The 23,984-nt window shown below is 71.5% G+C and carries 23 protein-coding genes; 9 read left to right on the top strand and 14 right to left on the bottom strand.

What is annotated here, in order from left to right:
- Positions 1-108: 108 nt before the first annotated feature.
- Positions 109-1,002 (bottom strand): glycine--tRNA ligase subunit alpha, encoded by an 894-nt coding sequence (gene glyQ, locus HNQ58_RS00115; protein ID WP_183946750.1) that lies wholly within the window; start codon positions 1,000-1,002, stop codon positions 109-111.
- Positions 1,003-1,248: 246 nt separating this feature from the next.
- Here glyQ and HNQ58_RS00110 point away from each other — a divergent pair, with 246 nt between their 5' ends.
- The gene (locus HNQ58_RS00110; protein ID WP_183946749.1) at positions 1,249-1,968 is read left to right on the top strand and encodes a glutamine amidotransferase; all 720 of its coding nucleotides are present in this window, start codon (positions 1,249-1,251) and stop codon (positions 1,966-1,968) included.
- Positions 1,969-1,982: 14 nt separating this feature from the next.
- Positions 1,983-2,789: a BPSS1780 family membrane protein gene (locus HNQ58_RS00105; protein ID WP_183946748.1), complete on the top strand. Its 807-nt coding sequence runs from the start codon at positions 1,983-1,985 to the stop codon at positions 2,787-2,789.
- A 22-nt stretch (positions 2,790-2,811) separates the two neighbouring features.
- Here the strand turns inward: HNQ58_RS00105 and tatC are convergent, their stop codons facing one another.
- The 4 genes from tatC to HNQ58_RS00085 all read right to left on the bottom strand — a co-directional run bounded on the left by tatC (position 2,812) and on the right by HNQ58_RS00085 (position 4,934).
- Positions 2,812-3,561, bottom strand: a complete 750-nt coding sequence (gene tatC, locus HNQ58_RS00100; RefSeq protein WP_183946747.1) for a twin-arginine translocase subunit TatC — start codon at positions 3,559-3,561, stop codon at positions 2,812-2,814.
- Positions 3,558-3,899: a Sec-independent protein translocase protein TatB gene (gene tatB / locus HNQ58_RS13275; protein ID WP_183946746.1), complete on the bottom strand. Its 342-nt coding sequence runs from the start codon at positions 3,897-3,899 to the stop codon at positions 3,558-3,560. The genes tatC and tatB overlap by 4 nt, the downstream gene beginning before the upstream one ends.
- A 19-nt stretch (positions 3,900-3,918) precedes the next feature.
- The gene (gene tatA / locus HNQ58_RS00090) at positions 3,919-4,152 is read right to left on the bottom strand and encodes a Sec-independent protein translocase subunit TatA (protein ID WP_183946745.1); all 234 of its coding nucleotides are present in this window, start codon (positions 4,150-4,152) and stop codon (positions 3,919-3,921) included.
- A gap of 104 nt (positions 4,153-4,256) precedes the next feature.
- Positions 4,257-4,934: a lipid-binding SYLF domain-containing protein gene (locus HNQ58_RS00085; protein WP_183946744.1), complete on the bottom strand. Its 678-nt coding sequence runs from the start codon at positions 4,932-4,934 to the stop codon at positions 4,257-4,259.
- 143 nt (positions 4,935-5,077) lie between these two features.
- On the opposite strand from HNQ58_RS00085, the gene hemH reads away from it, so the two are divergent.
- A complete protein-coding gene (gene hemH / locus HNQ58_RS00080; RefSeq protein WP_183946743.1) occupies positions 5,078-6,079 on the top strand; it encodes a ferrochelatase in 1,002 nt (333 codons plus the stop codon).
- Entirely contained in the window at positions 6,079-6,921 is an 843-nt protein-coding gene (locus tag HNQ58_RS00075; protein ID WP_183946742.1) for an alpha/beta fold hydrolase, read from the top strand. The genes hemH and HNQ58_RS00075 overlap by 1 nt, the downstream gene beginning before the upstream one ends.
- Before the next feature lie 16 nt (positions 6,922-6,937).
- On the opposite strand, the gene HNQ58_RS00070 is transcribed toward HNQ58_RS00075, so the two are convergent.
- The 3 genes from HNQ58_RS00070 to ttcA form a co-directional block, all read right to left on the bottom strand.
- Entirely contained in the window at positions 6,938-7,714 is a 777-nt protein-coding gene (locus HNQ58_RS00070) for a M48 family metallopeptidase (RefSeq protein WP_183946741.1), read from the bottom strand.
- A 65-nt stretch (positions 7,715-7,779) separates the two neighbouring features.
- Entirely contained in the window at positions 7,780-8,691 is a 912-nt protein-coding gene (locus HNQ58_RS00065) for a recombination-associated protein RdgC (RefSeq protein WP_183946740.1), read from the bottom strand.
- An 83-nt stretch (positions 8,692-8,774) separates the two neighbouring features.
- Positions 8,775-9,668: a tRNA 2-thiocytidine(32) synthetase TtcA gene (ttcA, locus tag HNQ58_RS00060; protein ID WP_183946739.1), complete on the bottom strand. Its 894-nt coding sequence runs from the start codon at positions 9,666-9,668 to the stop codon at positions 8,775-8,777.
- An 89-nt stretch (positions 9,669-9,757) separates the two neighbouring features.
- Here ttcA and HNQ58_RS00055 point away from each other — a divergent pair, with 89 nt between their 5' ends.
- Positions 9,758-9,967 (top strand): YdcH family protein, encoded by a 210-nt coding sequence (locus HNQ58_RS00055; RefSeq protein ID WP_183946738.1) that lies wholly within the window; start codon positions 9,758-9,760, stop codon positions 9,965-9,967.
- 36 nt (positions 9,968-10,003) lie between these two features.
- On the opposite strand, the gene plsB is transcribed toward HNQ58_RS00055, so the two are convergent.
- From plsB to HNQ58_RS00040, 3 genes are all read right to left on the bottom strand, one after another.
- Positions 10,004-12,523, bottom strand: coding sequence for a glycerol-3-phosphate 1-O-acyltransferase PlsB (gene plsB, locus HNQ58_RS00050; RefSeq protein WP_183946737.1), 2,520 nt, complete (start codon positions 12,521-12,523; stop codon positions 10,004-10,006).
- 25 nt (positions 12,524-12,548) lie between these two features.
- Positions 12,549-13,475, bottom strand: a complete 927-nt coding sequence (locus HNQ58_RS00045; RefSeq protein WP_183946736.1) for a hypothetical protein — start codon at positions 13,473-13,475, stop codon at positions 12,549-12,551.
- Positions 13,476-13,983: 508 nt separating this feature from the next.
- A complete protein-coding gene (locus HNQ58_RS00040) occupies positions 13,984-15,963 on the bottom strand; it encodes a UvrD-helicase domain-containing protein (protein ID WP_183946735.1) in 1,980 nt (659 codons plus the stop codon).
- A 197-nt stretch (positions 15,964-16,160) separates the two neighbouring features.
- Between HNQ58_RS00040 and HNQ58_RS00035 the strand changes: the two genes are divergently transcribed.
- Complete coding sequence (locus HNQ58_RS00035) at positions 16,161-16,802, top strand: thymidine kinase (protein ID WP_183946734.1); 642 nt, start codon at positions 16,161-16,163, stop codon at positions 16,800-16,802.
- Here the strand turns inward: HNQ58_RS00035 and HNQ58_RS00030 are convergent, their stop codons facing one another.
- From HNQ58_RS00030 to mutM, 3 genes are all read right to left on the bottom strand, one after another.
- Positions 16,803-19,652, bottom strand: coding sequence for a serine/threonine-protein kinase (locus tag HNQ58_RS00030; protein WP_183946733.1), 2,850 nt, complete (start codon positions 19,650-19,652; stop codon positions 16,803-16,805). It abuts the gene before it with no gap.
- An 18-nt stretch (positions 19,653-19,670) separates the two neighbouring features.
- On the bottom strand, positions 19,671-20,234 hold the full coding sequence (locus tag HNQ58_RS00025; RefSeq protein WP_183946732.1) for an ECF-type sigma factor: 564 nt from the start codon (positions 20,232-20,234) through the stop codon (positions 19,671-19,673).
- A 242-nt stretch (positions 20,235-20,476) separates the two neighbouring features.
- Complete coding sequence (mutM, locus tag HNQ58_RS00020; protein ID WP_183946731.1) at positions 20,477-21,289, bottom strand: bifunctional DNA-formamidopyrimidine glycosylase/DNA-(apurinic or apyrimidinic site) lyase; 813 nt, start codon at positions 21,287-21,289, stop codon at positions 20,477-20,479.
- Between the two features lie 169 nt (positions 21,290-21,458).
- Between mutM and HNQ58_RS00015 the strand changes: the two genes are divergently transcribed.
- From HNQ58_RS00015 to HNQ58_RS00005, 3 genes are all read left to right on the top strand, one after another.
- Positions 21,459-22,658 carry a DesA family fatty acid desaturase gene (locus HNQ58_RS00015; protein WP_183946730.1) on the top strand — a complete coding sequence of 400 codons (1,200 nt, stop codon included), beginning with the start codon at positions 21,459-21,461 and terminating at the stop codon, positions 22,656-22,658.
- Positions 22,659-22,767: 109 nt separating this feature from the next.
- The gene (locus HNQ58_RS00010) at positions 22,768-23,034 is read left to right on the top strand and encodes a ribosomal protein L7/L12 (RefSeq protein WP_183946729.1); all 267 of its coding nucleotides are present in this window, start codon (positions 22,768-22,770) and stop codon (positions 23,032-23,034) included.
- Positions 23,034-23,387: an EF-hand domain-containing protein gene (locus HNQ58_RS00005; protein WP_183946728.1), complete on the top strand. Its 354-nt coding sequence runs from the start codon at positions 23,034-23,036 to the stop codon at positions 23,385-23,387. The genes HNQ58_RS00010 and HNQ58_RS00005 overlap by 1 nt, the downstream gene beginning before the upstream one ends.
- Positions 23,388-23,984 lie beyond the last annotated feature (597 nt).

The following is a 23,984-nucleotide window of genomic DNA, read 5'->3' as shown; positions in this document are numbered from 1 at the left end:
CCGCTCGTGATGCCTCGCGGCATGCTTGGATCAGGGACGAACGGGTCGGTCGGCTTCTATCAGTGGCCGCATCCTATGTCAGAGCGACCGCGTGCGCAATGTGGGCGTTCAGGCCGGTTTCACCCCCGGGAAGCCGAGCTTCTCGCGCTGGGCGTGGTAAGCCTCGGCCACCGCACGCGCGAGGTTGCGCACGCGCAGGATGTAGCGCTGGCGTTCGGTCACCGAGATGGCGCGGCGGGCGTCGAGCAGGTTGAAGCTGTGCGAGGCCTTGCAGACCTGGTCGTAGGCCGGCAGCGGCAGGCCGAGTTCGACCAGCTTGAGTGCCTCCTTCTCGCAGGCGTCGAAGCGGTGAAAGAGTTCGGCGACGTCGGCGTGCTCGAAGTTGTAGGCGCTCTGCTCGACTTCGTTCTGGTGATAGACGTCGCGGTAGGTCACCACACCCTGCGGGCCGCGCGTCCAGACCAGATCGAAGACGTTGTCGACGTTCTGCAGGTACATGCACAGGCGCTCGAGGCCGTAGGTGATCTCGCCGAGCACCGGCCGGCACTCCAGGCCGCCGGCCTGCTGGAAGTAGGTGAACTGGGTGACTTCCATGCCGTTGAGCCAGACCTCCCAGCCCAGGCCCCAGGCGCCGAGCGTGGGCGACTCCCAGTTGTCCTCGACCAGGCGCAGGTCGTGCACCAGCGGGTCGATGCCCAGTGCCTTCAACGAGCCGAAGTAGCGCTCGACGATGTCGTCCGGGCTGGGCTTCATCACCACCTGGTACTGGTAGTAGCGCTGCAGGCGGTTGGGGTTGTCGCCGTAGCGGCCGTCGGTGGGACGGCGGCAGGGCTGCACGTAGGCGGCGTTCCACGGTTCGGGGCCGAGCGCGCGCAGGAAGGTGGCGGGATGGAAGGTGCCGGCGCCGACCTCGAGGTCGAGCGGCTGGATCAGCACGCAGCCTTGCCCGGCCCAGTAGGCGTTGAGGGTCTGGATCAGTTCCTGGAAGGTCGGCGCGGCCATGGGTGTCCGTGCTCGCGGGAGCGTTGCGGAAAGCGCGCTAGTATAGCGGCCGGCCAGCGGCTGGCCGGCCGCTGGTCGGAAATCGGAAATCGGAAATCGGTTGCGCGGCGGTGCCGCGCTCGAGCGGAAAGGCGTACCGGAGCTTTTCCGGTTTCCGACCCGGTTTCCGACCGGGTTTCCGACTGAGCTGCCGCAGGCAGCGGCCGGTTTCCGGTTCCCGAGATTCCCCGTTTCCGTCCTCAATCCATGCCCCGTCCCTTCCTGATCCTCGAAACCGGCCAGCCGGTGCCCTCGATGCGTCGTCACGGCAGCTTCGCGCACTGGATCCGCGTGGCCGCCGCGCTGCCTGCGGACGAGGCGGTGGTGTGCCGGGTGGCCGTGGGCGAGCCGCTGCCGCGCCGCGACGGCTTCGCCGGCGTGCTGGTCAGCGGCTCGGGGGCGATGGTCACCGAGCGTCACGACTGGAGCGAGCGCAGCGCCGAATGGCTGGCGAAGGCGGCCGGCCAGGGCGTGCCGCTGTTCGGCATCTGCTACGGCCACCAGCTGATCGCCCATGCGCTGGGCGGCAAGGTGGACTGGAATCCGCACGGCCGCCAGATGGGCACGCTGCCGGTCGAGCTGCACCCGGAAGCCGCGCGGGATCCGCTGTTCGCCGGCCTGCCGGCGGTGATCCATGCCCAGCTCACCCACCGCCAGCGGGTGATCGACCCGCCGGCCGGCGCGGTGGTGCTGGCCAGCACCGCGGGCGACCCGTACCAGGCCTTCCGCGTCGGCGAGCAGGTCTGGGGCGTGCAGTTCCACCCCGAATTCAGCGCCGCGCACATGCGCGGCTACATCCACGCCCGCCGTCAGGCGTTGGCCGAAGAGGGCCACTGCCCGCGCACGCTGCTGCAGGGCGTGCGCGCGGCCCCGAAGGCGCGCGAGGTGCTGCGCCGCTTCGTGCGGCGGGCGCGGCGGCACCGTTGAGGAAAGGAGAGAACATGCAGTACCGGAAGGTCGAGGCGGGACGCGGTGCGGAATGGCTCAAGGGCGCGATCCGCCTGTATGGCGAGCATCCCGGCCCGCTGGCGGCGATGGGCGCGCTGATTGGCCTGATCGGTCTGCTGCCGGTACTGGGCTCGGTCGTGCTGACCCTGTTCTATCCGGCACTGCTGGCCGGGCTGATGTTCGCCGCCCGCGAGGCGCAGGCCGGCCGGCGCATCGAGGTGGTGCAGCTGTTCCAGGCCTTCCGCCTGCCCGGCCGTCTGCCGGCGCTGGTGGTGCTGGCCTTGCCGGGCATCCTGGCCGGCCTGCTGTCGATCTGGCTGATCGTCGACCTGTTCGGGCTGGAGACGCTCGCGCAGCTGGCCTCGGGCGCCACCAGCCCGGACAAGGTGCAGCCCGCCGAAGGCCGCAGCCTCGGCGGCGTGCTGATCAAGATGATCGCGGCGGCGCTGGTGGTCTTCGCGCTGGTGTTCTTCGCGGTGCCGCTGGTGATGTTCGGCGGCGGCTCGCCGTGGGCGGCGATGGGCGCCAGCCTGCGCGCCTGCGGCGGCAACCTCGGCGCGTTGGTGCTGTACCTGGCACTGCTGATCGCCGTGGTGCTGGTGCTGTCGATCGCGATCGGCATCGTCGGCATGCTCTTGGCGGCGCTGGGCCAGCTCGGCCAGGTGCTGGTGCATTTGGCCTTGTTCGCGGTGCTGCTGCCGCTCACTGCGATCGGCAACCTGCTGGCCTGGCAGGCGGTGTTCGGCGATGCCGGTGCGCCGCCGGCGACACGGGAAGATCAGGCGGTGGCGGAGCTGTGATTGTCGGAAGCGGTGCCCGGCCTCACCCCTCGGCGTCCGGCGCCTTGTCCCTCGCCAGCACCCGCGCCGCCACGATGCCCAGCTCGTAGAGCAGGCACATCGGGATCGCCAGCATCAGCTGCGAGATCACGTCCGGCGGGGTGATGATGGCGGCGATCACGAAGGCGCCGACGATCACGTACGAGCGCGCCGCCTTGAGCTGCTCGACGCTGACCCAGCCGAGCACGGCCAGGATCACCACCGCCACCGGCACCTCGAAGCTGAAGCCGAAGGCGAGGAAGATCACCAGCACGAAGTCCAGGTAGCGGCTGATGTCGGTCATCATCGCCACACCCTCGGGCGTGACCGCGGCGAGGAAGCCGAACACGACCGGCAGCACCAGGAACCAGGCGAAGGCGCAGCCCAGGTAGAACAGCGCCGTGGCCGAGACCAGCAGCGGCACCGCCAGCCGCTTCTCGTGGCGGTACAGGCCGGGCGCGACGAAGGCCCACAGCTGGTACAGCACCATCGGCATCGCCAGCATCGCCGCCAGCACGAAGGCCAGCTTGATCGGCACGAAGAACGGGCTGGCCACGTCGATGGCGATGATCTGCCCGCCGGCCGGCAGTTTGGCCAGCAGCGGCTGGGCGAACGCACTGTAGATCGTCTGCGCGAACGGCAGCAGCAGCACGAACACCGCCAGCACCGCCAGCACCGCGCGCATCAGCCGGTTGCGCAGCTCCACCAGGTGCGAGAGGACGCTCTCCTCCTGCGGCTCGGGGGCGACGCTCATGGCGTGCCGGCTCCGGGCTTGTCGTCGTCGCGGTCATCGCGCGCGGGCGTGGCCGCGTCGGTGCGGTCGGCGCGACCGCCCGACACGGGGGGACGCAGGCCGTCGCGCAGCGCGTCGCCGGCCTCGTGCAGTTCGCGGGCGGCGTCCTTGAGGCTGCGCTTGAGTTCCTCGTCGGCCAGCTCGCGTTCCAGCTCGGCCTTCACCGAATACCAGCTCGCCTTGGCCCGGCGCACCCACAGCCCGGCCATCCTGGCCGCGCGCGGCAAGCGCTCGGGGCCCAGCACCAGCAGGGCCACCAGCGCCAGGACCAGCAGCTCGGTGAAGCCGATGTCGAACATGCGCGCGCGACGGCCGCGCTCAGTGCTTGGAGTCGTCGCGCTGGCGGTCGGCGGACGAGGCGTCCTCGGACTGGCCCTTGCCCAGCTTGCCCGGTGCGCTGCCCTCGCCCTCGTCGCCCTCCTGCATGCCCTTGCGGAAGCTGCGGATGGCCGCGCCGAGGTCGGAGCCGACGTTGCGCAGCTTCTTGGTGCCGAACAGCAGCACCACCACTGCGAGCACGACCAGCCAGTGCCAGATGCTGAAGCTGCCCATGATGGAATCCGGTGAAGGGTGGGAGGCGCTCAGGATAGCGCAGCCGCGCGGGCGTCGCCCTGCGGCGGACGTCGGGGCCGGGGCGGGCGCCCGACCGCCGCCGGTCAGCGGGCGGTGTATTCCTCCAGCCGGTCGCGGAAGTCCACCAGCGCGTCGCTGGCACCGCTGACCCGGCCTTCGAAGATCGCGCGCGGCGTGGTGTTGGCGCCATACACGCGCTGGTTGGCGCGGTGGTCGATCGACAGCACCGCGCCATCCAGCGCCACGCCGGCGAACAGGCCGCGGCTGCGCGAATAGGAATAGATCTCGGCCTTGAGCTGGGCGTCGGTCGAGGCCTCGGCGCGGCGGCCGAGCGGGCCGGCGGCCACCGCGGCGTCGGCGCCGAGGGTGAACTTGCCGTGGACGATGTTGTCCACGCCGCGCTGGGTGCGGAACACCAGGATCACGTCGGTGCTCTGCACGCCGGCCTGGAAGCCGACGCTGCCGCCGGTGAGCGTGATGAAGCTGGGATAGCTCCAGGTGCCGTCGGCGCCGCGCACCGAGATCAGGCCGCGGCCATGGCGACCGCCGACCACCAGGCCGGCCTTGACCACGCCGGGGATGACGGCGACGGCGTAGGCGTCGCGCAGCAGCCGCTCGGGAATGGACTGTTCGGGCACGAGCATGAGCTGGTCGAGCACCTTGACCGCTTCGGCCGCGCGCTGGTTCTCGACGGCGCCGGCGTGGGCGGGCGCGGCGGACAGCGCGGCGAGCAGGGTGAGGGCGGCGAGGATCGGACGCATGGACGTGACTCCGCGGGGCACATGAGGATCGCGGCCAGTATCGGCCGGGGCAATGAACCGCGCGTGAGCCGCGCGTCGACATCGGCAATGATACGGTTCGCGCCCAGCCTGTCGAATGCGGCCCCGCCGCCGGAACGCCCGCCATGCCCATCCGTTACCGCCCCGGCCCCACCACCCCGGCCGACCCCGCCCGCACCGCCGTGCTGCTGGTCAACCTCGGCACCCCCGACGCACCGACCCCGGCGGCGGTGCGGCGTTACCTGGCGGAGTTCCTGCACGACTGGCGGGTGGTCGACCTGAGCCGCTGGCTGTGGTGCCCGGCGCTGCACGGCGTGATCCTGCCATGGCGCGCACGGAAGGTGGCCAGGACCTATGCCGCGATCTGGGGCGAGGACGGCTCGCCGCTGCTGGCCCTGTCGCGCAAGCTGGCCGACGGTCTGCAGGCGGCGCTGCCGGAGGTCACCGTGCGGCTGGCGATGCGCTACGGCAACCCCTCGCTGCCGATGGTGCTGCGCGAGCTGCACGATGCCGGCCTCGGCCGGCTGATCGTGCTGCCGCTGTATCCGCAGTATTCGGCCACCACCAGCGCCTCGGTGTTCGACGCGGTGGCGAAGGAATTGGCCGGCTGGCGGTGCGTGCCGGCGCTGGACTTCGTCGCCGACTACCACCGCGACGCCGGCTGGGTGGCGGCGGTGGCGGCGTCGATCCGCGCCCATCGCGCCGCACATGGCAGCGGCGAAAAGCTGCTGTTCTCCTTCCACGGCATTCCGCAGCGCTACGCCGACGCCGGCGACCCGTACCCGGCACAGTGCCTGGCAAGCGCCAAGGCCATCGCCGCCGCGCTCGGTCTGCGCGACGACCAGTGGCGGCTGGCCTACCAGTCGCGCTTCGGTCGCGAACCGTGGCTGCAGCCCTACACCGACCACACGCTGGAGGCGTTGGCGCGCGACGGCGTGAAGCGCGTCGACGTGGTCTGCCCCGGCTTCGCGGTGGACTGCATCGAGACGCTGGAGGAAATCGCCGTGGAGAACGCGGACATCTTCCGCCGGGCCGGCGGTGAGACGCTGGGCTACATCCCCTGCCTCAACGACGAGCCGGCCCACGTCGATGCGTTGGCGGCGCTGCTGAAGCCGCGCTTGCGCTGATGCGCGAGATCCTGCTCGACACCCCGCGCGGCCGCCTCGCCGCGCTGCGCCACGGCCCGGCCGGCGCGCCGCCGGTGCTCGCCCTGCACGGCTGGCTGGACAACGCCGCCAGCTTTCTCCCGCTGCTGCCGCACCTGCCGGACATCGACCTGGTCGCGCTCGACCTGCCCGGGCACGGACACTCCTACCACCGCCCGCCCGGTGCCGAGTACGGGCTGATCGACTACCTGCTCGACATCGACGCCGCGTTCGACGCGCTGGGCTGGGCGCGCGGCCGTCTGCTCGGGCACTCGCTGGGCGGCGCGTTGGCGACGCTGTATGCCGCCGCCGCGCCCGAGCGGGTCGAGCGGCTGGCGCTGATCGAGGCGCTGGGGCCGCTGGCCGGCACGCCCGGCGGCGCGCTGTCGCGGCTGCGCGAGGCGCTGCTGCAGCGGCGCGGGCCGGTGGGGCGGAGTCTGCGCGTGTTTCCCGACCCGGCCGCGGCGGTCCGCGCGCGGATGCAGGCCAACGGCCTGAGCGAACCGGCGGCGCGGCTGCTGGTCGAGCGCGGCATCGCGCCGGTGGAAGGCGGCTTCGTCTGGCGCAGCGACCCGCGCCTGCGCCTGACCTCGGCGCTGCGTGCCGACGAGGGCACCGTGCGCGAGTGGCTGGCCGGTGTCGAATGCCCGGTAAGGCTGATCGCCGCGGCGCAGTCGCCGCCCTACTTCGGCGCCGAGCTGCGCCAGGCGCGGCTGGCCTGCCTGCGCGACGGCAGCGCCGTGGTCCTGCCGGGCGGGCACCACCTGCACATGGAGACGCCCGCGCCGGTGGCGCGGGAGTTGGCTGCCTTCCTCGCCGGCTGAGCGGCGACCGCCACCGTCAAGGCGTGGTCAGCGCCCGCAGCTGCGCTTTCAGCGCCGGCCCCTCGCCGTGCAGGTAGTCGCGCTCCTCGCGCCAGTCGCCGAAGCGCGCTTCGACCTCGCGCCAGAACGCGTGCGAATGGTTCGGCTGGATCAGATGGCACAGCTCGTGCACCAGCACGTACTCGAACGCGCGCGGCCGGCCCAGCACCAGCGCCAGGTCCAGCGACAGCGCGTCGGACGGGCTGAGCGAGCCCCACAGCGAGCGCAGGGGGCGGATGCGCAGCGTCCGCGGCGGGCGCGGCAGCGTCGGCAGGTACTTCGGCAGCCAGCGGCCGAGGTCGGCGCGCGCCTGGGCGAGGTAGAACTCCTGCAGCGCGCGGCGCAGGCCGGTGCCGGCCGTCTGCGGCGGGCACTGGATGCGCAGCAGCGCACCGTCCTGTGCGACGCGGACGTAGCGGCCCTCCTGCCAGCGCACCGGCCAGGACTCCCCGCGCAGCGGCAAGACGGCGGTCTGGTGCGGTTGCAGCGACGGTGCGTCGCCGGCCGCGACCGCGAAGCGCGGCAACTGCGCGGTCAGCCAGTCGCGCTGTGTGGCGAGAAAATCGTGCGCGGCGCGCAGGCTGACGCCGTGCGGCACGGTCAGCCGCACGCCGCGCGCGTTCACCACCAGCCGGATCCGCCGCGCGCGCGGATCGCGCACCTGCTGCACCTCCAGCGCGCGGCCGTCCGGCAACGACAGCGTCAGCGTCTGGCGTTCGAGCGTGCGGGACGGTCGGCGCTTGAGCTGGGGCATGCGGCGAGCTTGGCGGGCGGCACGCCGCGAAGCAAGACCCGGACGGCAGGGCCTTGCCGCGTGGCTCACCCCTCCGCGCGGCTGAGCTTGAGCGCGGCTTCGAGGGTGGCGAACAGGCGCTTGAGTTCGCCGCTCATCAGGGCGAAGCGGGCGTCCATCTCGGCGTGGAGGGAGTCGCGCTCGGTGTTTTCCAGCGATTCGACGGCGCCGTCGAGGAACTTGAGCTTGCGCACGATCAGGTCCTCGCCGAGGACGAAGCCGACGTGATCGTCGAGGATCAGGGCGAGCTTGGAGCACTGCTTGCCGGCTTCCAGATGCTTGGCGATCTCGTCGCCGACCAGCTCCTGCCGCTGGCAGCGCACCACCGCGCCCTTGTCCAGGCCGTCCTTGAGCTCGCACTCGTCGCCGAGTGTCAGTCCGTCGGGCAGCGCCTCGCCGGCGATCCAGCCGGTGAGCACGGCGCGCGGCGCGACCTCGGCGTTGAGCGGCAGCGCCGGGAACGAGCCGAGCGCGTGGCGTACCTCCGACACCACCGCCTCGGCCTGCTTGCGCGAGGAGGTGTCGACGGCGATGAAGCCGTGCTCCAGGTCGAGGTAGGCATTGGTGCGCACCGGCCGCACGAAGGCCTTGGGCAGCAGCTCGTGCAGCACCTCGTCCTTGAGCCGCTTGCGGGCACGGCCGCCGAGCTTGCGGCCGTCGCGCTCCTCCAGCTCCGCAGCCTTGCGCGCGACCACGTCGTTGACCACCGCCGCCGGCAGGATCTTGTCCTCGCCGCCGACGGTGAGCCAGATGCAGTCGCCGACGCGGTGGGTCAGCGCCGGCTCGTCGCGGCCGAACGGCGAGACGAAGCCGCGCGAGCTCATTTCCAGCGGGCCGACCGGCTTGAGCCGGCAGTCCTCCAGGCGCGCGTCGAGTTCGTCGAGCGCCTTGGCGAGCGAGGGGGGGAAGCGGAAGAAGGTGAGGTTGCGGAAGAACATCGGTCAGAAAACAGTGAGGAGGAGTGAGAAACGAGGGAAGCCCCCGCCTGCGATGTGGTTGGCTGTGGTTCTTGCCTCGTTTCTCACGCCTCCTCACGCGCTTCTGGTCTCGCCGGCTCGCCGGCCAGCCAGGCATGCGCGTCGGGCACGGCGCCGCCGCGGGCGCCGAGGGCCAGGAAGTCGAACAGCTTCGGGTCGGCCAGCTGCGAGGGGCGCACGTCGCCGAGCGCGCGGGCGATCTGCTCGATGCGGCCCGGGAACTGCCGCTCCCAGTCGGCCAGCATGCGGCCGACCTGTTTGCGCTGCAGGTTCTCCTGCGAGCCGCACAGGTTGCAGGGGATGATCGGGAAGGCCTTCCACTGCGCGTAGGCGGCGATGTCGCTTTCCTTGCAATAGGCGAGCGGTCGGATCACCACGTGCTTGCCGTCGTCGCTGAGCAGCTTGGGCGGCATGCCGCTGAGCTTGGCGTGGTGGAAGAGGTTCATGAAGAACGTCGCCACCATGTCGTCGCGGTGGTGGCCGAGCGCGATCTTGGTGAAGCCCTGCTCCTCGGCGTAGCGGTACAGCGCGCCGCGACGCAGGCGCGAGCACAGCGAGCACATCGTCTTGCCCTCGGGCAGGACGCGCTTGACCACCGAATAGGTGTCCTGCTCGAGGATGTGGAAATCCACGCCGATGCTGCGCAGGTAGTCCGGCAGCACGTGCTCGGGAAAGCCGGGCTGCTTCTGGTCGAGATTGACCGCGGTGAGCGTGAAGCGCACCGGCGCCTTCTTCTGCAGCTGCCGCAGGATGTCGAGCAGGGTGTAGCTGTCCTTGCCGCCGGACAGGCAGACCATGACCTTGTCGCCGTCCTCGATCATCCCGTAGTCGGCGATGGCCTGGCCGACCTGGCGGCGCAGGCGCTTGGCGAGCTTGTTCAGCTCGTACGGGTCGGCGGCCGGCGCGGGCGCGACGGCGGGGAGCGGGGTGAGGTTCATCGGTAGGGATGGCCCGGACATCGGCCGGTCATTCTACCGGTGTCGTCGCGCCGACGCCGGGAGTAAGCTGGCGGTTCCGGGAGGACCGCATGCAGCCACCTGAAGATCCGGCCGAAATCGCGCGCAAGCTGACCGAGCTCAAGATCGAGCATCGCGACCTGGATGCGGCCATCGCCCGGTTCTCGGCCGACCCCGGCGCCGACGAGCTGCAGATCAAGCGGCTGAAGAAGCGCAAGCTGCAGCTCAAGGATGTGATCGCGCGGCTGGAGAGCCGGCTGATTCCCGACCTGGATGCCTGAGCGGCCGGGACCGGGGCCGCGGGACCCGGGAAAAACTCACCCCCCCTGGTCCGCCGCCGCCGCGCGCGCGGTCTCCGGGGAGATCTTCATGATCGTGTGGCGCAGTTCGCGGCCCAGGATCAGCTTGGCATCCTTGGCCCAGGCCTCGAGTTGGTCGCCGAAGACCAGCTTGGTTTCGGCATCGGTCCACACCAGCTGCATCTCGCGCAGGCGCTGGATGAAGCCGCGGAACAGGGCGCGGTCGAAGAATTCCGGCGCCGCCGGCGCGTAGAGCAGGCTCAGCCGCTGCGCGGTGAGGTGGCAGAGGTTTTCCAGCTCACCGGCGCTGAGCGTGCCGGGGCCGTTCTTCACCAGGATGGCGATGGCGATGTAGTAGCGCTCGAAGGCCTGTTGCAGGCTGTGGGCGATGGCGCGCAGGCGGAAGACTTCATCGGTCTGGCCCTGGCTGCGGCTGAGCCAGGCGTCGTCGCCGTCGCCAGTCTGGCTCAGCAGCCCTTCCTCGATGAAGACGGCGAGTGTCGCCTCCAGCCGGGAGGCGAATCCGTCCTGGCTCCAGGGCAGGAACAGTTCGCCCTGGATGAACGGGTAGACCGCGCGGCCCAGTTGCAGCACGCCGGCACGGCTCAGGCGGCGGTTGTTCTGGAAGCAGCAGGCGATCCAGGCCGGCGCGGTGAACAGATGCAGGATGTTGTTGCGGTAGTAGGCCTGCAGCACCGCCGTCTCGCCCTCGACCGAGAGCACGTCGCCGAGCGGATGACGGATGCGGGTCAACACGCCGATGCGCTCGCCGTAGGCGATGATCTGCTCGGGCGAGAGCGCGGTGACGGTGACGCGGTCGGAGTACGGCACCGCCGCCAGCAGCCGTTTCGACAGCGCCAGCTGGGCGAGCAGGTCGCTCTCGCTCATCGCGTGCTTGGGCGTGGACAGCAGCACCAGCGCCAGCAGGTTGACCGGGTTGACGTCGGCGGCGCGGTTGATGTTGACCTGGATGCGGTGGGCGAGGTCGTCCACCGCCGCGGCCAGCCAGGCCGGCTTGTCTTCCGGCGCGATCGCCTGCGCGCGCCAGTCCGGGGCGTGCTCGGCGAGGATGTCGTCGAGCCGGATCGGCTCGCCGAAGCTCACCGCCACCTTGCCGTAGTGCTGGCGCAGGATGCCGGCGGCGGCGCGCAGCAGCGCCCAGACGGTTTCCTTCTGTTTGGGCTGGCCGGTGAGTTCGTCGAGGTAGCTCTTGCCCTCGATCAGCTTCTCGTAGCCGATGTAGACCGGCTGAAACACCACCGGCCGGCGCGGCTGGCGCAGGTAGGCGCGCACGGTCATCGCCAGCATTCCGCCCTTGGGCTCCAGCAGGCGGCCGGTGCGCGAGCGCCCGCCCTCGATGAAGTATTCCAGCGAGAAACCCTCGCCGAGCAGCTGCGCCACGTACTCGCTGAACACGGCCGAGTACAGCGCGTTGGCGCGGAAACTGCGGCGCAGGAAGAACGCGCCACCGCGGCGCAGGATCGGCCCGATCACCGGCAGGTTGAGGTTGACGCCGGCCGCGATGTGCGGCGGCACGATGCCGTGCTGGTAGAGCAGGAAACTCAGCAGCAGGTAGTCGATGTGGCTGCGGTGGCAGGGCACATAGACCACCACGTGTCCCGGTGCCACCCGCTTGATGGTGTCCAGGTGATGGACGGTGATGCCATCGTAGATGCGGTTCCAGAACGGGGTCAGCACGAAGCTGGCCGAGCGCACCACCGGGTGCGAGTAGTCGGCGGCGATTTCGAGCGCCATGGCATGCGCCTTGCGCCAGGCGTCGGCGTAGCTGCTGCCGTCGCGGCGGGCCTGGTCGGCGATCGCGCGGCGCACCGGCTCGGCGTCGAGCACGCGGCTGACCAGCAGGCGGCGGTGCGACAGATCCGGGCCGATGACGGCGGTACGGATGCGGCGGAAGTGCACGCGCAGCAGCCGGCTGAGCTTGCGCAGGGTGCGTTCCGGCGGCAGCCCCTCGGCGAGCACGTCGCGCAGCGCCACCGGCGGCGAGAACTGCACCAGGGTGTTGCGGCCGTTGAGCAGGATGGCGAGCAGGCGGCGGAAGCGGCCGACCAGCGCCCAGTTCTCGGAGAACAGCACCCGGAACCAGCCGCTCTGCCGGTCCGGCGCGCGGCCGACGAAGATCGACACCGGCACCAGCAGGGTGTCGGCGTCGGGCCGGTCGCGGTGGCTCTCCAGCAGCCGGGCCAGGCTGTCGGAATGCGTGCGGGTCCGCGGGCGGCCGACCACCGAGCTGCGCCGGCGCGACAGCGCGACGTAGGCGCGGTTGCGGCCGAGCGGGTCGCCCGGCAGCGGCAGCAGCGGCGAGGGCAGGCCGGCCTCGCGGCAGGCGCGTTCCAGGATCAGCGCATTCGACAGGCCGTAGCGCTCCAGTACGTAGCAGACCGGGCGGCCGGCCGGGATCTGGGCGGCGATGTCGGCCGGATCGCAGCGCAGCGCGATCCACGGTTCCAGCAGCTTGCCGGCCAGGCGCGCCCACAGCGGGGGGCGCACATGGCGCGGGTTGGGGGTGGCGGTGTCCATGCGCGACGGTCGGGCCGGCCGGGCGTCAGTCGGCGGCGTTCCCGTCGGTCTCGTCCCTGGCAAAGGCTTGCTCGTCGTCCTCGAACAGCGGCGCGTCGAGCTGCGCCCGGGTGCCGGCGACGGCGTCGGCGCTGTACCAGCCACCGTCGATGCGGACCATCTCGACCTCGAAGCTCATCGGCTTGTCGAACAGCGTGTAGTGCACCCGCACGCGGGCCCGGTCGCCGTTCTCGGACACCGGCTCGACGCGCACGCTGTCGAGCGCGCGGTCGATGTCGAAGCCGTACAGCGCCATCAGCCGCTTGCCGCCGCCGAGCAGGGTGCCGCCGCGGACCAGGGTTTCCTCGAAGCTGAACTCGCGCATCCGGTCGAGGCTGTCCAGCTCCAGCCGGCGGGCGGTGTCGACGACCACGCCGACGGCCTGGCGGGCCTTCTGGCGGTCGCCCAGCGGCAGCGCCGAGGCCCAGCCGGCGAGCGCGCCGATCACCTCGTTGGCGTGCTGCTTCTGGGCGTCGGAGAGGGTGTCGCTCTGCTGCACCGAGGCGCTGATGAAGCCGCTGCCCATCGCCACCATCAGCGGCAGCTGGGCGGCCACCTCGCTCTCGAAACGGGCCAGGCTCGGCTCCAGCTCCGCGTACAGCCGCTCCTCGGCATCGGCGTCGGTGAAGCGGGCCAGGGTCTGGGCGAATTCCTCGCGTTCCTCGTCGCTGGGGGCGGGCTGCTGTGCCTGTTGCTCGCGCCAGCGCGCTTCCAGGCGGGCGTACATCGCCGGCGGCACCGACAGCTTCGAGAACCGGACCAGGTCGTTCTCGCGCAGGCTGCCGGCCAGGGCCTCGACGGCGGCGGCGGGCGAATCCGGGGCGGCCGGCCCCTCCTCGCGCTTGCAGGCGGCGAGCAGCAGGGCGGCGGCGGTCAGGCCGATGAAGGCCAGGGTGTGGCGGCGGAGGATCATGCAGGCTCCTGCGGCGGGACGTGGCGGGGCGGCGCTTTCCGGCGGCCGGGCTTCGGACTCTAGCAGGCTGTTGAAAAACGCACATCCAGTGCGTTTTTCAAGTCGCGAGTCCGGCGCCTGTCCGGACTCGCTTCCGACGAATCAATCGCTTGCAGCGATTGATTCGCGATGCGAGCCATCCTCGGCTCGCCCGCCAGGCTGTCTTTCGACAGCCTGCCGGAGGCAGCCGGGTGACCGAAACAGGCACGGGAGCGGGCGCCGTGCTGCCGGCCATGGCCGGCAGAGGGGCGGCGGAGGCTCCCGGCCGGCGGGGGCGGCATCTTCGCGCGGGCGCTATGCTGCGTCAACACGGCATGTTTGCGGCGCAACGAATTGTCAACAAAAAAGAAAATCGTCCGAGCGGCGCGCGTGACTCCCGCTCCGGGCGAGTGGAGAGATGCGAAGAAAACCAGCACCTTTGGCTGCTGTTCGCAGGAAGTTGCCGGCGTTTGTGGCGCTGGCCCCGCGCTCAGTCGGCCAGCATGGCGGCGATCGCGCCGAGCCGGGTCCGGGTGCGCTCGCGCCTGGCCTCGGCGTCGCGCTCGGGGTCGGCGCCGTCGCGGTGCAGGTCGCCGGCCGGCAGTTCGGCGAGGAAGCGGCTGGGCTGCAGGCGCAGGGTCTCGCCCCAGCGCCTGGCTTCGCGGCTGTAGGACAGCCACAGCGCCTCCTTGGCGCGGGTGATGCCGACGTACATCAGCCGGCGCTCCTCCTCCAGTGAACCCTCCTCCAGCGCGGCTTCGTGCGGCAGGTTGCCATCCTCGACGCCGACGATGAACACGTACCTGAACTCCAGGCCCTTGCTGGCGTGCAGGCTCATCAGCCGCACCGCGTTGCCCGGTTCGCTGCGGTCGGCGTGGGTGAGCAGGGCGAGCTGGGCGGCCAGCTCGCCCGGACCGGCGCCCTTGCCGCCCTCGAACCATTCGGCCAGTTCGTCGAGGTTGCCGCGGCGGCGCTGGAAGCTCGCCTCGTCCCTGCACTGGGCACGGAGGGCGGCGAGCTGGCCGGTCTGCTCGACCAGCCGGCGTACCAGCTCGCCCGGCGGCAGCCGCCCGGCCTCTTCGCGCAGGCGGCGCAGGATGCCGGTGAATTCGTTCAGGCCGGCGGCTGCGCGCGGGGTGAGCTGCTTGAGCAGCGTCATCGACTCGGCGGCGCGCGACAGCGGCAGGCCGGCCTGCTGCGCCAGCTCCGCCAGCTTCGCCAGCGAGGCCGCGCCGACCTCGCGCTTGGGCGCGGCGATGGCGCGCAGGAAGGCGGCATCGTCCTCGGGATTGGCCAGCACGCGCAGCCAGGCCAGCGCGTCCTTGACCTCGCCGCGGTCGAGAAAGGCGGTGCCGCCGGTCAGGTGGTAGGGGATGCGCAGCATCTGCAGCGCCTTCTCCAGGGGCCGCGACTGGTGGTTGCCGCGGAACAGGATGGCGATGTCGCCCCAGGCCGCCTTGTCCGACTGCTTGAGATAGGAAATCTCGGCGGCGACGCGCTCGGCCTCGTGTTCGCCGTTGCGGCACTCCCAGACGCGGATCGGCGCGCCGTCGCCGTGGGTGCTCCACAGTTGCTTGGGGTGCGCGTGCGGGTTGTTGGCGATCAGCCTGTTGGCGGCGCGCAGGATGCGCGCGCTGCAGCGGTAGTTCTGCTCGAGCTTGATGACGCGCAGGTTCGGGTAGTCCTTCGCCAGCAGGTCGAGGTTCTCGGGGTTGGCGCCGCGCCAGGCGTAGATCGACTGGTCGTCGTCGCCCACGCAGGTGAAGGCGCCGCGCGGGCCGGCGAGCTGGCGCAGCAGGCGGTACTGGGCGCCGTTGGTGTCCTGGCATTCGTCCACCAGCAGGTAGCGCAGGCGCTCGCGCCAGGCGGCGGCGAGCCCGGCGTCGGCCTCCAGCAGCATCAGCGGCAGGCGGATCAGGTCGTCGAAGTCGACCGCGTTGAACGCGGCCAGGCGCTGCTGATATTTGGCGTAGATCGCCGCCGCCTCGCGCTCGCGCGGGCTGCTCGCCAGTTCGGCGGCCTGCTCCGGCGACAGCGCCTCGTTCTTGGCGCGCGAGACGAGCTGGCGCATCGCCTCGGCGGCGTCCGGCCTGCTGCCGGAGGGCAGCAGGTCCTTGATCAGGGCGAGCTGGTCGTCACTGTCGAAGATCGAGAAGCCGCGGCGCAGGCCGGCGCGGGCATGCTCGATCTGCAGGAACTTCAGCCCCAGCGCGTGGAAGGTGCAGACGGTCAGCCCCTCGGCCTGCTCGCCGGGCAGCAGCTTGCCGACGCGCTCGCGCATCTCGCGCGCGGCCTTGTTGGTGAAGGTGATCGCGCCGATGTGGCGGGCGGCCTGGCGGCCGGTCTTCACCAGGTGGGCGATCTTCTCGGTGATGACGCGGGTCTTGCCGCTGCCGGCGCCGGCGAGCACGAGCAGGGGGCCATCGCAGTAGGCGACCGCTTCGCGTTGCTGGGGGTTGAGTCCGGTCATGGCGCGGCGGGGCAAAGGGCCGCGCATTCTAGCAACCTTGCCGCGGGCCGCCCGGGATCGGCGGCACAGGTAAGCTATGCGGTCCCCGGCGTCGTCCCCGCGCAAGCGGGGATCCGGTGACTTTCGGTAGCTGCCCGAAGGCGCTGGATTCCCGCTTCCGCGGGAATGGCGAGTTCGAAGACGACCACGGTGCGCGCATGGCCAAGCTCTACTTCTACTACTCGGCGATGAACGCCGGAAAGACCACCACGCTGCTGCAGAGCGCGCACAACTACCACGAGCGCGGCATGCGCACGCTGATCCTGACGCCGCGGCTGGACGACCGTTACGGCGAGGGCGTGGTGGCCTCGCGCATCGGCCTGCGGGCGCCGGGCACGATCTTCGACCGCGACGACGACCTGGAAGCCGCCGTGCGCGCCGACATCGCCGCGCGCGGGCCGCTGCACTGCGTGCTGGTGGACGAGGCGCAGTTCCTGAGCAAGCGCCAGGTCTGGCAGCTGACCGAGATCGTCGATGCATTGGGCATCCCGGTGCTCGCCTATGGCCTGCGCACCGACTTCCGCGGCGAGCTGTTCGAGGGCAGCCAGTACCTGCTGGCCTGGGCCGATTCGATCAGCGAGATCAAGACCATTTGCCACAGTGGCCGCAAGGCGACGATGGTGGTGCGCGTCGACGAGCAGGGCCGCGCGGTCACCTCCGGGCCGCAGGTGGAGATCGGCGGCAACGAACGCTACGTCTCGGTCAGTCGCGCCGAATTCAAGAAGATCACCGCCGGCGAGGGCCGCATCGAACTGCAGCAGCCGCTGCTGCCACTGGATGCGATGCCGGCAGGGGATTGATCAGGCACCGGGCAGGCGCTGGGTCAGGCCGATCGGCAGGCAGATGCCGTGCAAGTGTTCGACGCTGCGGCGCAGCGCGCCCTGCGGCCATTCGCCGCTCATGTCGGCCAGCACGTCCTCCAGCGCCAGCCGGCCCTGCGCGTGCTGGCCGCTGCGGCACAGCGCCTCGGCGCGCAGTGCGCGTGCCCACCACAGCAGCTTGCGGCGTTCGCCGTCCTCGGGTTGGAATCGCCGCTCCACCGACTGCGTCAGCGCGATCGCCTGGCTGGCCGAACGGGTGCGCCAGAGTTGGCGCGCCAGGCTGAGTTCGGCCTGGCCGGTCTGCGGGTGGTCGGGGCCGTAATCGCGGCGCAGGATGTCGACCGCCGCACGCAATTCCTCCAGCGCGGCGGCCTCCTGCCCGAGTGCGGCGCGCACCTCGCCGATCAGGCGGCGGGTGTTGCCGACCAGGGCGTGGCCGGCGCCGTACTGCTGCACACGCAGGCGCAAGGCTTCGTCCAGACTGGCGATGGCGGCTTCGTGATCGCCGGCGGCATGCTGGACCATGCCGAGGTTGTACAGCGCGCCCGGCAGCCGGCCGGCGCCGGCGGTCTGCCGCCAGATCGCCACCGCGCGCGCCAGTTCGCGCTGCGCCTCGTCGAGCCGGCCGCGCTCGTAGGCGATGATGCCGAGGCTGTTGTGGGTGGCGGCGATGTCCGGATGACGGTCGCCGAAGCGCTCGCGCAGCCGTGCGTGGGCCTCGCCGACCAGCCGCTCGCCCTCGTCGAGCCGGCCGAGGTCGACGAACAGCGCGCCGAGCAGGCGCTGGACCTCGATGGTGCTGGGATGCTGCGCCCCGAACAGGGTCAGCGAGGTGTCCAGCGCCTGCCGGAAGGCGCCCTCGGCCATGGCGACGTCGCCGCGCTCCCGGTACAGGCTGCCGAGGCTGCGCCAGATGTTCACCGCCAGCGGATGGCGCTCGCCGGTGGCGGCGCGCAGGCGGTCGAGCGCCTGGCGGAAGCCGGCGATGGCAGGGTCGACACGGGCGGCGTCGGCGTCCAGCGAGGCCAGGTCGGTCAGGCTCTCGGCCTCGTCGACGCCGGCGTTGGCGCCGCGGCGCAGCGTCAGCGCGCGCTCGAACAGCCGCCGCGCATCCTCGGCCTGGCCGAGCTGGCGGTGGCAGCGGCCGAGCTGGGAGTAGTACTCGGCGCTGTGCAGCGGGGCGATCAGGGTGTCGCGCTCGACCATGGCCAGGCGGTCGCGCATCACCTCGATGCACGACTGCGGCGCACCCAGCGCGCGCAGGGCGCGGCCGCGTTGCAGCAGCGATTCCAGCAGCAGGCCGGGCGGCGCCTGCTCGCCGAGCGCGCGCAGTGCCGACTGCTGGCGGTCGAGCGCCTGCAGCGCCTCGCGGTAGTCGCCCAGGCCGTTGCGCAGCCGGGCGATCAGGCCGAGCAGCTCGGCGCGCGGGCCGGGCTGGTCGTCGAGCTCGGTTTCGGCGCGGCGCACGCCGGCATCGAGCAGCAGGCGCACGTCCACGGTGCGGTCCTGGCCGGCGACGCCGCCGTGCTCGAACAGGCCGACCACGAAGTCCTGCATCGCCTGCGCGCGCGCCGCCTCGACCAGCACCCGTTCGTACTGCCAGCGCATGCCGAGCAGGCCGAGGCTGAGCAGCAACACCACGCCCAGCATCACGCTGACACCGGCGGCGTGGCGCTGCAGGTACTTGCGCAGGCGGTAGCCCAGCGACTGCGGCCGCGCCAGTACCGGCCGGCCCTCGATATGGCGGCGGATGTCCTGAGCCAGGGCGTCGACCGACGGATAACGCTGTTCCGGCGCCTTGCGCAGCGCGCGCAGCACGATGTTGTCCAGATCGCCGGCCAGCGCGCGCGCCAGCCGGCGGTCGGGAACCTCGACCGCGCCGCTTCCGCCAGCGTGGGGGCGGCCGACCACCAGCGAGGGCCGGACCGGCTCGCAGGTCAGGATCGCCTCCTCCCACTCGGCGTCGGTCTTGCGTTGCAGCCGGTAGGGCTGGTGTCCGGTGAGCAGTTCGTACAGCACCACGCCGAGCGAGTAGACGTCGGTCATGGTGGTGACCGGTTCGCCGCGGATCTGCTCGGGCGCGGCGTAGTGCAGGGTGAAGGCACGGGCGCCGACGCGGGTGATTTCGGTCTCGTCGCGCTCGCCGCGGTCGAGCAGCTTGGCGATGCCGAAGTCGAGCAGGCGCACGTCGCCGGCCGGCGTCACCAGGATGTTGTTCGGCTTGAGGTCGCGGTGCACGACCAGATTGGCGTGCGCGTGGCTGACCGCCTCGCAGACCTGCAGGAACAGCCGCAGACGCTCGGACACCGACAGCTTCAGCCGCTGCGCGTAGGCGGTGATCGCCTCGCCGTGGATGTACTCCAGCGCCAGGTAGGGCTGGCCGTCGGCGCTGACGCCGGCGTCGAGCAGGCGGGCGATGTGGGCGTGCGCCAGCCGGGCCAGGATCAGCCGCTCGCGGGTGAAGCGCGAGCGCAGGCCGTGGTCGGCATAGCCGGGGCGCAGCAGTTTGAGCGCCACCCGGCGCTCGTACAGGCCGTCGGCGCGCACCGCCTCCCAGACCTGGCCCATGCCGCCCTCGCCGAGCACGCGCACCAGCCGGTAGGGGCCGAGATCCTGGCCCGGCTGGTAGGCCGAGAGCACGCCCTCCATCACCGGTTCGGCGAGGAAGCCGGGCCGGTCCTCGTCGAGCGCGATCAGGCGCTCGACCTGGTCGGCCAGCCCGGGCGACTCGCTGCGCAGCTCCAGCAGGCGCAGCCGGCGGACCTCGTCGGGCAGATCCAGCAGCTCGTCGAGCAGCGGGGAGATCCGACTCCAGTCCTCGGGGCGCATCGGGCCCTCCGTCGTTGCTCAGCCGCCCTGCAGCGAGGCCAGCAGGTACATGCGCGCCTTCTGCCAGTCGCGGCGCACGCTGCGCTCGGAGCGCTGCAACAGGGCGGCGATCTCCAGCTCGGACAGGCCGCCGAAGTAGCGCAACTCGACCACCTGGGCCAGCCGCGCGTCGACGTCGGCCAGGCGGGTCAGGGCGGTGTCCAGCGCCAGCATGTCCTCGTCCAGACGCAGGCCGCCGGCGGCATCCTCGGGCAGTTCGGTGACGCGGTGCAGGTCGCCACCGCGCTTCTGCGCCAGGCGCTGGCGGGCGTAATCGACCACCACGCTGCGCATGGCGGAGGCGGCGTAGGCGAAGAAGTGGGCGCGATCGTCGAATTGCGCTTCGGCGCGGCCGATCAGCTTGAGGTAGGCCTCATGCACCAGCGCGGTGGCGTCGAGCGTGTGGCCGTGCTGGCCGCCGAGCTGGCGACGCGCCATCGCGTGCAGCTCCCGGTACAAGGTGGCCAGCACCTGATCGAGTGCACCGCGGTCGCCACTGCGCGCGCAGTTGAGCAGTTGCGTGATTTCGGCGGCTTCGGACATGCCCCAGTGCCCCCCTCTGGAATGCGAACTATAGCGCCGGCGGCGAGGGGGAAAGTGAAGCGTGCCGGTTTCCTGCGCCCGCCAGTGCCGGACTGCGTTCCGGGCCGCAGGGCGGGCGGCGCAGGCGCACCCGTGAATGCGGGAGCCCGGGGCCTTCCGCGCTGCGACGGGTCGCGAATGTCACCGGATTCCCGCCTGCGTGGGAGTGACGAGGATCCGGTGCTGCTTCCCGACTCCCGCCCTCAACGCTGGCAGCGCGGGCACCACACCGTGGCGCGCTGGCCGACCCGGGCCTGCCTGAGCGCCGTGCCGCAGGCCTTGCAGGTTTCGCCCTCGCGGCCGTACACCCACAGCTCCTGCTCGAAATAGCCGGGCGCGCCGTCGGGGGCGAGGAAGTCGCGCAGCGTGGTGCCGCCACGGGCGATGGCGTGGCCGAGGATGGCCCTCACCGCGTCGGCCAGCGCCGCGTAACGCGCCCGCGACACCGCGCCGGCCGCGCGCAGCGGATGGATGCCGGCGCGGAACAGGCTTTCGGCGGCGTAGATGTTGCCCACGCCGACCACCACCGCCTGGTCCATCAGGAAGGTCTTCACCGGTGCGCGGCGGCCGCGGCTGAGCGCGAACAGGTAGTCGCCGTCGAAGTCGTCGGACAAGGGCTCGGGACCGAGCCCGCGCAGCAGCGCGTGGGTCTCGCCGGCCGGTTGCCACAGCAGGCAGCCGAAGCGGCGCGGGTCGGTGAAGCGCAACACCCGGCCCGAATCGAGCGCCAGATCGACATGATCGTGCGGCCCGGGCGGCGAGGCTGCCGGCAGCACCCGCAGGCAGCCGGACATGCCCAGGTGCAGCAGCGCGCTGCCGGTCTGCGCCTCCAGCAGCAGATACTTCGCCCGTCGCCGCACCGCGCCGATGCGCTGGCCGGGCAGCTCGTCGCGGATCGCGGCCGGGATCGGCCAGCGCAGGTCGGGCCGGCGCAGGGTGGCGGCGAGCACGCGGCGGCCCTCCAGGTGCGGGGCGAGCCCGGCGCGGGTGGTCTCGACTTCTGGCAACTCGGGCATGGCGACTGGGCGATGTTGCGGTTGGCGACGGCGCCGGAATGTGAACCGCGCCTGGTGACCTCGACGCCGCACGGTGGCGGCGGGGGCCGGGGACAGGCATGATGGCGTGGGTCTGTCGGCATATCCAGGAAGGGTGGGCAGACCGCAAGTCGTCACCCGGAGTCCCTGAATGCTTTCCTCGATCCTCGCTTTCCTCGACGGCGGCCTGACCGGCGCCGGCCTCGGGGGCATGGCGCTGTACCTGCTCATCGTCACCCAGCTCACCATCTTCTCGGTGACGCTCTACCTGCACCGCAGCCAGGCGCACCGCGGCGTGGACTTCCACCCCGTGTTGTCGCACTTCTTCCGCTTCTGGGTCTGGCTGACCACCGCCATGCGGACCAGGGAATGGGTCGCGATCCACCGCAAGCACCATGCCCACTGCGAAACCGAGGAGGATCCGCACAGTCCGCAGTTCCATGGCATCGGCAAGGTGCTCTGGCGTGGCGTGGAGCTGTACCAGGACAGCGCCAGGGACCAGTCCATCATGGACAAGTACGGCCGCGGCACGCCGGAGGACTGGCTGGAACGCAGGCTCTACACTCCGCTCAATTCGCTCGGCCCGACCCTGATGTTCGTCATCAACTTCGCCCTGTTCGGCGCGGCCGGCATCGCCCTCTGGGCGATCCAGATGCTGTGGATCCCGTTCTGGGCCGCCGGCGTGGTCAACGGCCTGGGCCACTGGTGGGGCTATCGCAATTTCGAGACCGCCGACACCGCCACCAACCTCTCGCCGTGGGCGTTCTGGATCGGCGGCGAGGAGCTGCACAACAACCACCACACCTTCCCCAGCTCGGCGAAGTTCTCGCTGCGCAAGTGGGAGTTCGACATCGGCTGGGCGGCGATCCGCCTGTTCGAGAAGCTCGGCCTGGCCAGGGTGCTGAGGGTGGCGCCGGCGCTCGACGCGCGCCCGAACATCGCCATGCCCGACGCCGAGACGCTCAAGGCCATCCTCACCCATCGCTACCGGGTGATGACCGAGTACTACCGGGGCGTGCTGATCCCGGCCCTGCGCGAGGAGATGCATGCCGCCGGAGCCAGCCTGCGCGCGATCCCGCGCCGGTTGCGCAAGGGCCTGGCCGACGGCGGCCGCTGGCTCGATCACGAGGGCCGCGAGCGCCTGCATGCGCTGGTCGACAACCGCCCCACCCTGCGCACCGTGGTCGAGTACCGCCAGCGACTGGCGGCGGTGATGGAGCTGCGCGGTCCCGAGGCCATGCTGCAGGCGCTGCAGGAATGGGTACGCGAGGCCGAGGCCTCCGGCATCCGCGCACTGGAGGAGTTCTCCGCGCGGCTGAAGGGTTACGCGCTGGTGCCGGTGCGCGCCTGAGCGCACCGCCAGGCACGATGACGGAAGGGCGCTGCGGTGCCCTTCCGCTTTTTTCGCTGTGGCGATGGGCGCATCATCATGGTCGAGGCGACCACAACGGGAGCGCACCATGGGCAGCGAAAATTTCCTGCCGCCCGAGGCGATCGAGGCCTTGCAGCGCGGGCAGAAGATCGAGGCGATCAAGCGGCTGCGCGACTACAGCGGTCTGGACCTGAAGGAAGCCAGGGCGGCGGTCGAGGCCCACATCGGCCGCGACCCGGCCTTGAAGGCGAAAGTGGCGCAGGCGCAGGCCGCGTCGGCGCGCCGCGGCACGATCGGGCTGTTGATCTTCGCGGTGCTGGCGATCCTGGCTTACCGCTGGCTGGCCGGCGGCTGATGCCGGTGCGGCGGTTGGTCGTGTGTCTGGCGCTCGCGCTCGCGCCTGCTGCGGTGGGCGCGCAGTTCGCCGCCACCCCGGACGACTATCTCGCGCGGATGGACGTCGACGGCGACGGCCGCATCAGTCTGGCCGAATACCAGGCGTGGATGACGCGCGGCTTCCGCGCCATGGACCGCAACGGCGACGGCATCCTGCAGGACGACGAACTGCCGCCCGGCGTGATCCTGCGGCCCAGCCAGCCGCGCACGCTCGATGCCTTCCTCGCCAATCTCGCCCGCGCGTTCGAGCGGCTCGATCGCGACGGCGACGGCTTTCTCGACGCCGCGGAACTGGCGGCGCCGCCGCGCTGACTTCGCCGGTCGCGGCTGAAGCCGCTCTACAGGGTGTGGTTTGATCGCGACCTGGCCGGCGCTACGCGCCGGTTGTTCCGTTCGCCCGCCGGCGCCCGGGTTACTTTTCTTTGCTTGCCCAACGCGGCTTCGGACGGTGCCTCGCGAGCACACATCCCTGTGGCGCCCGCCGGCCAGCACATCCATGTGCTGGCGCTCGCCGGGGCGAAGCCGTGCTTCGCCTGATCCGGCTCGCCCCCGGAGCGGCGCCTTTCGGACTTCCTGTCCGAAAGGTACGCGGTCGCGCTGCGGGCGTTTGCGACGGCACATCCTGTGCCGGCGCAAACGTCGCCGGCATCCTTGCCGGCGACCCTTCGGGCTTTTCCTCCGCGCGCCCGCCGCCGCTCAGGGGCCCCGGGAAGAGCGGGCGGGCTCCTGCCCGCCCAAGAGCGGAGCGCGGGCAACCGAGGCGACGCTTCTGCTCTTGCCGTTGCTTCTGCGGGCAGGAAGCCCGCGCTCTTGATGGGGCCCCATGCGCAGCGGCGAGTGCCGCCGGATCAGGCCCGTCAGGGCGGCGTGCACGGATGCACGCCGTTTTTCGCCGCGGCAGGATGCCGC

Origin of the sequence: Rehaibacterium terrae (assembly GCF_014202935.1) — a bacterium.
In the GTDB taxonomy this organism is placed as follows: Bacteria; Pseudomonadota; Gammaproteobacteria; order Xanthomonadales; family Xanthomonadaceae; genus Rehaibacterium; species Rehaibacterium terrae.
Note: the sequence above shows the minus strand (reverse complement) of the source record. Positions and strands in the feature narration are given on the sequence as shown.

What these genes read in the sequence shown, in the direction of transcription:
- plsB (WP_183946737.1), bottom strand. Translation starts at nt 12,523, where the DNA reads ATGGACACCGCCACCCCCAACCCGCGCCATGTGCGCCCCCCGCTGTGG.
- mutM (WP_183946731.1), bottom strand. Translation starts at nt 21,289, where the DNA reads ATGCCCGAGTTGCCAGAAGTCGAGACCACCCGCGCCGGGCTCGCCCCG.
- HNQ58_RS00040 (WP_183946735.1), bottom strand. Translation starts at nt 15,963, where the DNA reads ATGACCGGACTCAACCCCCAGCAACGCGAAGCGGTCGCCTACTGCGAT.
- HNQ58_RS00055 (WP_183946738.1), top strand. Translation starts at nt 9,758, where the DNA reads ATGCAGCCACCTGAAGATCCGGCCGAAATCGCGCGCAAGCTGACCGAG.
- HNQ58_RS00005 (WP_183946728.1), top strand. Translation starts at nt 23,034, where the DNA reads ATGCCGGTGCGGCGGTTGGTCGTGTGTCTGGCGCTCGCGCTCGCGCCT.
- ttcA (WP_183946739.1), bottom strand. Translation starts at nt 9,668, where the DNA reads ATGAACCTCACCCCGCTCCCCGCCGTCGCGCCCGCGCCGGCCGCCGAC.
- HNQ58_RS00075 (WP_183946742.1), top strand. Translation starts at nt 6,079, where the DNA reads ATGCGCGAGATCCTGCTCGACACCCCGCGCGGCCGCCTCGCCGCGCTG.
- HNQ58_RS00110 (WP_183946749.1), top strand. Translation starts at nt 1,249, where the DNA reads ATGCCCCGTCCCTTCCTGATCCTCGAAACCGGCCAGCCGGTGCCCTCG.
- HNQ58_RS00025 (WP_183946732.1), bottom strand. Translation starts at nt 20,234, where the DNA reads ATGTCCGAAGCCGCCGAAATCACGCAACTGCTCAACTGCGCGCGCAGT.
- HNQ58_RS00010 (WP_183946729.1), top strand. Translation starts at nt 22,768, where the DNA reads ATGGGCAGCGAAAATTTCCTGCCGCCCGAGGCGATCGAGGCCTTGCAG.
- HNQ58_RS00065 (WP_183946740.1), bottom strand. Translation starts at nt 8,691, where the DNA reads ATGTTCTTCCGCAACCTCACCTTCTTCCGCTTCCCCCCCTCGCTCGCC.
- HNQ58_RS00085 (WP_183946744.1), bottom strand. Translation starts at nt 4,934, where the DNA reads ATGCGTCCGATCCTCGCCGCCCTCACCCTGCTCGCCGCGCTGTCCGCC.
- hemH (WP_183946743.1), top strand. Translation starts at nt 5,078, where the DNA reads ATGCCCATCCGTTACCGCCCCGGCCCCACCACCCCGGCCGACCCCGCC.
- HNQ58_RS00035 (WP_183946734.1), top strand. Translation starts at nt 16,161, where the DNA reads ATGGCCAAGCTCTACTTCTACTACTCGGCGATGAACGCCGGAAAGACC.
- HNQ58_RS00045 (WP_183946736.1), bottom strand. Translation starts at nt 13,475, where the DNA reads ATGATCCTCCGCCGCCACACCCTGGCCTTCATCGGCCTGACCGCCGCC.
- glyQ (WP_183946750.1), bottom strand. Translation starts at nt 1,002, where the DNA reads ATGGCCGCGCCGACCTTCCAGGAACTGATCCAGACCCTCAACGCCTAC.
- HNQ58_RS00030 (WP_183946733.1), bottom strand. Translation starts at nt 19,652, where the DNA reads ATGCGCCCCGAGGACTGGAGTCGGATCTCCCCGCTGCTCGACGAGCTG.
- tatB (WP_183946746.1), bottom strand. Translation starts at nt 3,899, where the DNA reads ATGTTCGACATCGGCTTCACCGAGCTGCTGGTCCTGGCGCTGGTGGCC.
- tatA (WP_183946745.1), bottom strand. Translation starts at nt 4,152, where the DNA reads ATGGGCAGCTTCAGCATCTGGCACTGGCTGGTCGTGCTCGCAGTGGTG.
- tatC (WP_183946747.1), bottom strand. Translation starts at nt 3,561, where the DNA reads ATGAGCGTCGCCCCCGAGCCGCAGGAGGAGAGCGTCCTCTCGCACCTG.
- HNQ58_RS00105 (WP_183946748.1), top strand. Translation starts at nt 1,983, where the DNA reads ATGCAGTACCGGAAGGTCGAGGCGGGACGCGGTGCGGAATGGCTCAAG.
- HNQ58_RS00015 (WP_183946730.1), top strand. Translation starts at nt 21,459, where the DNA reads ATGCTTTCCTCGATCCTCGCTTTCCTCGACGGCGGCCTGACCGGCGCC.
- HNQ58_RS00070 (WP_183946741.1), bottom strand. Translation starts at nt 7,714, where the DNA reads ATGCCCCAGCTCAAGCGCCGACCGTCCCGCACGCTCGAACGCCAGACG.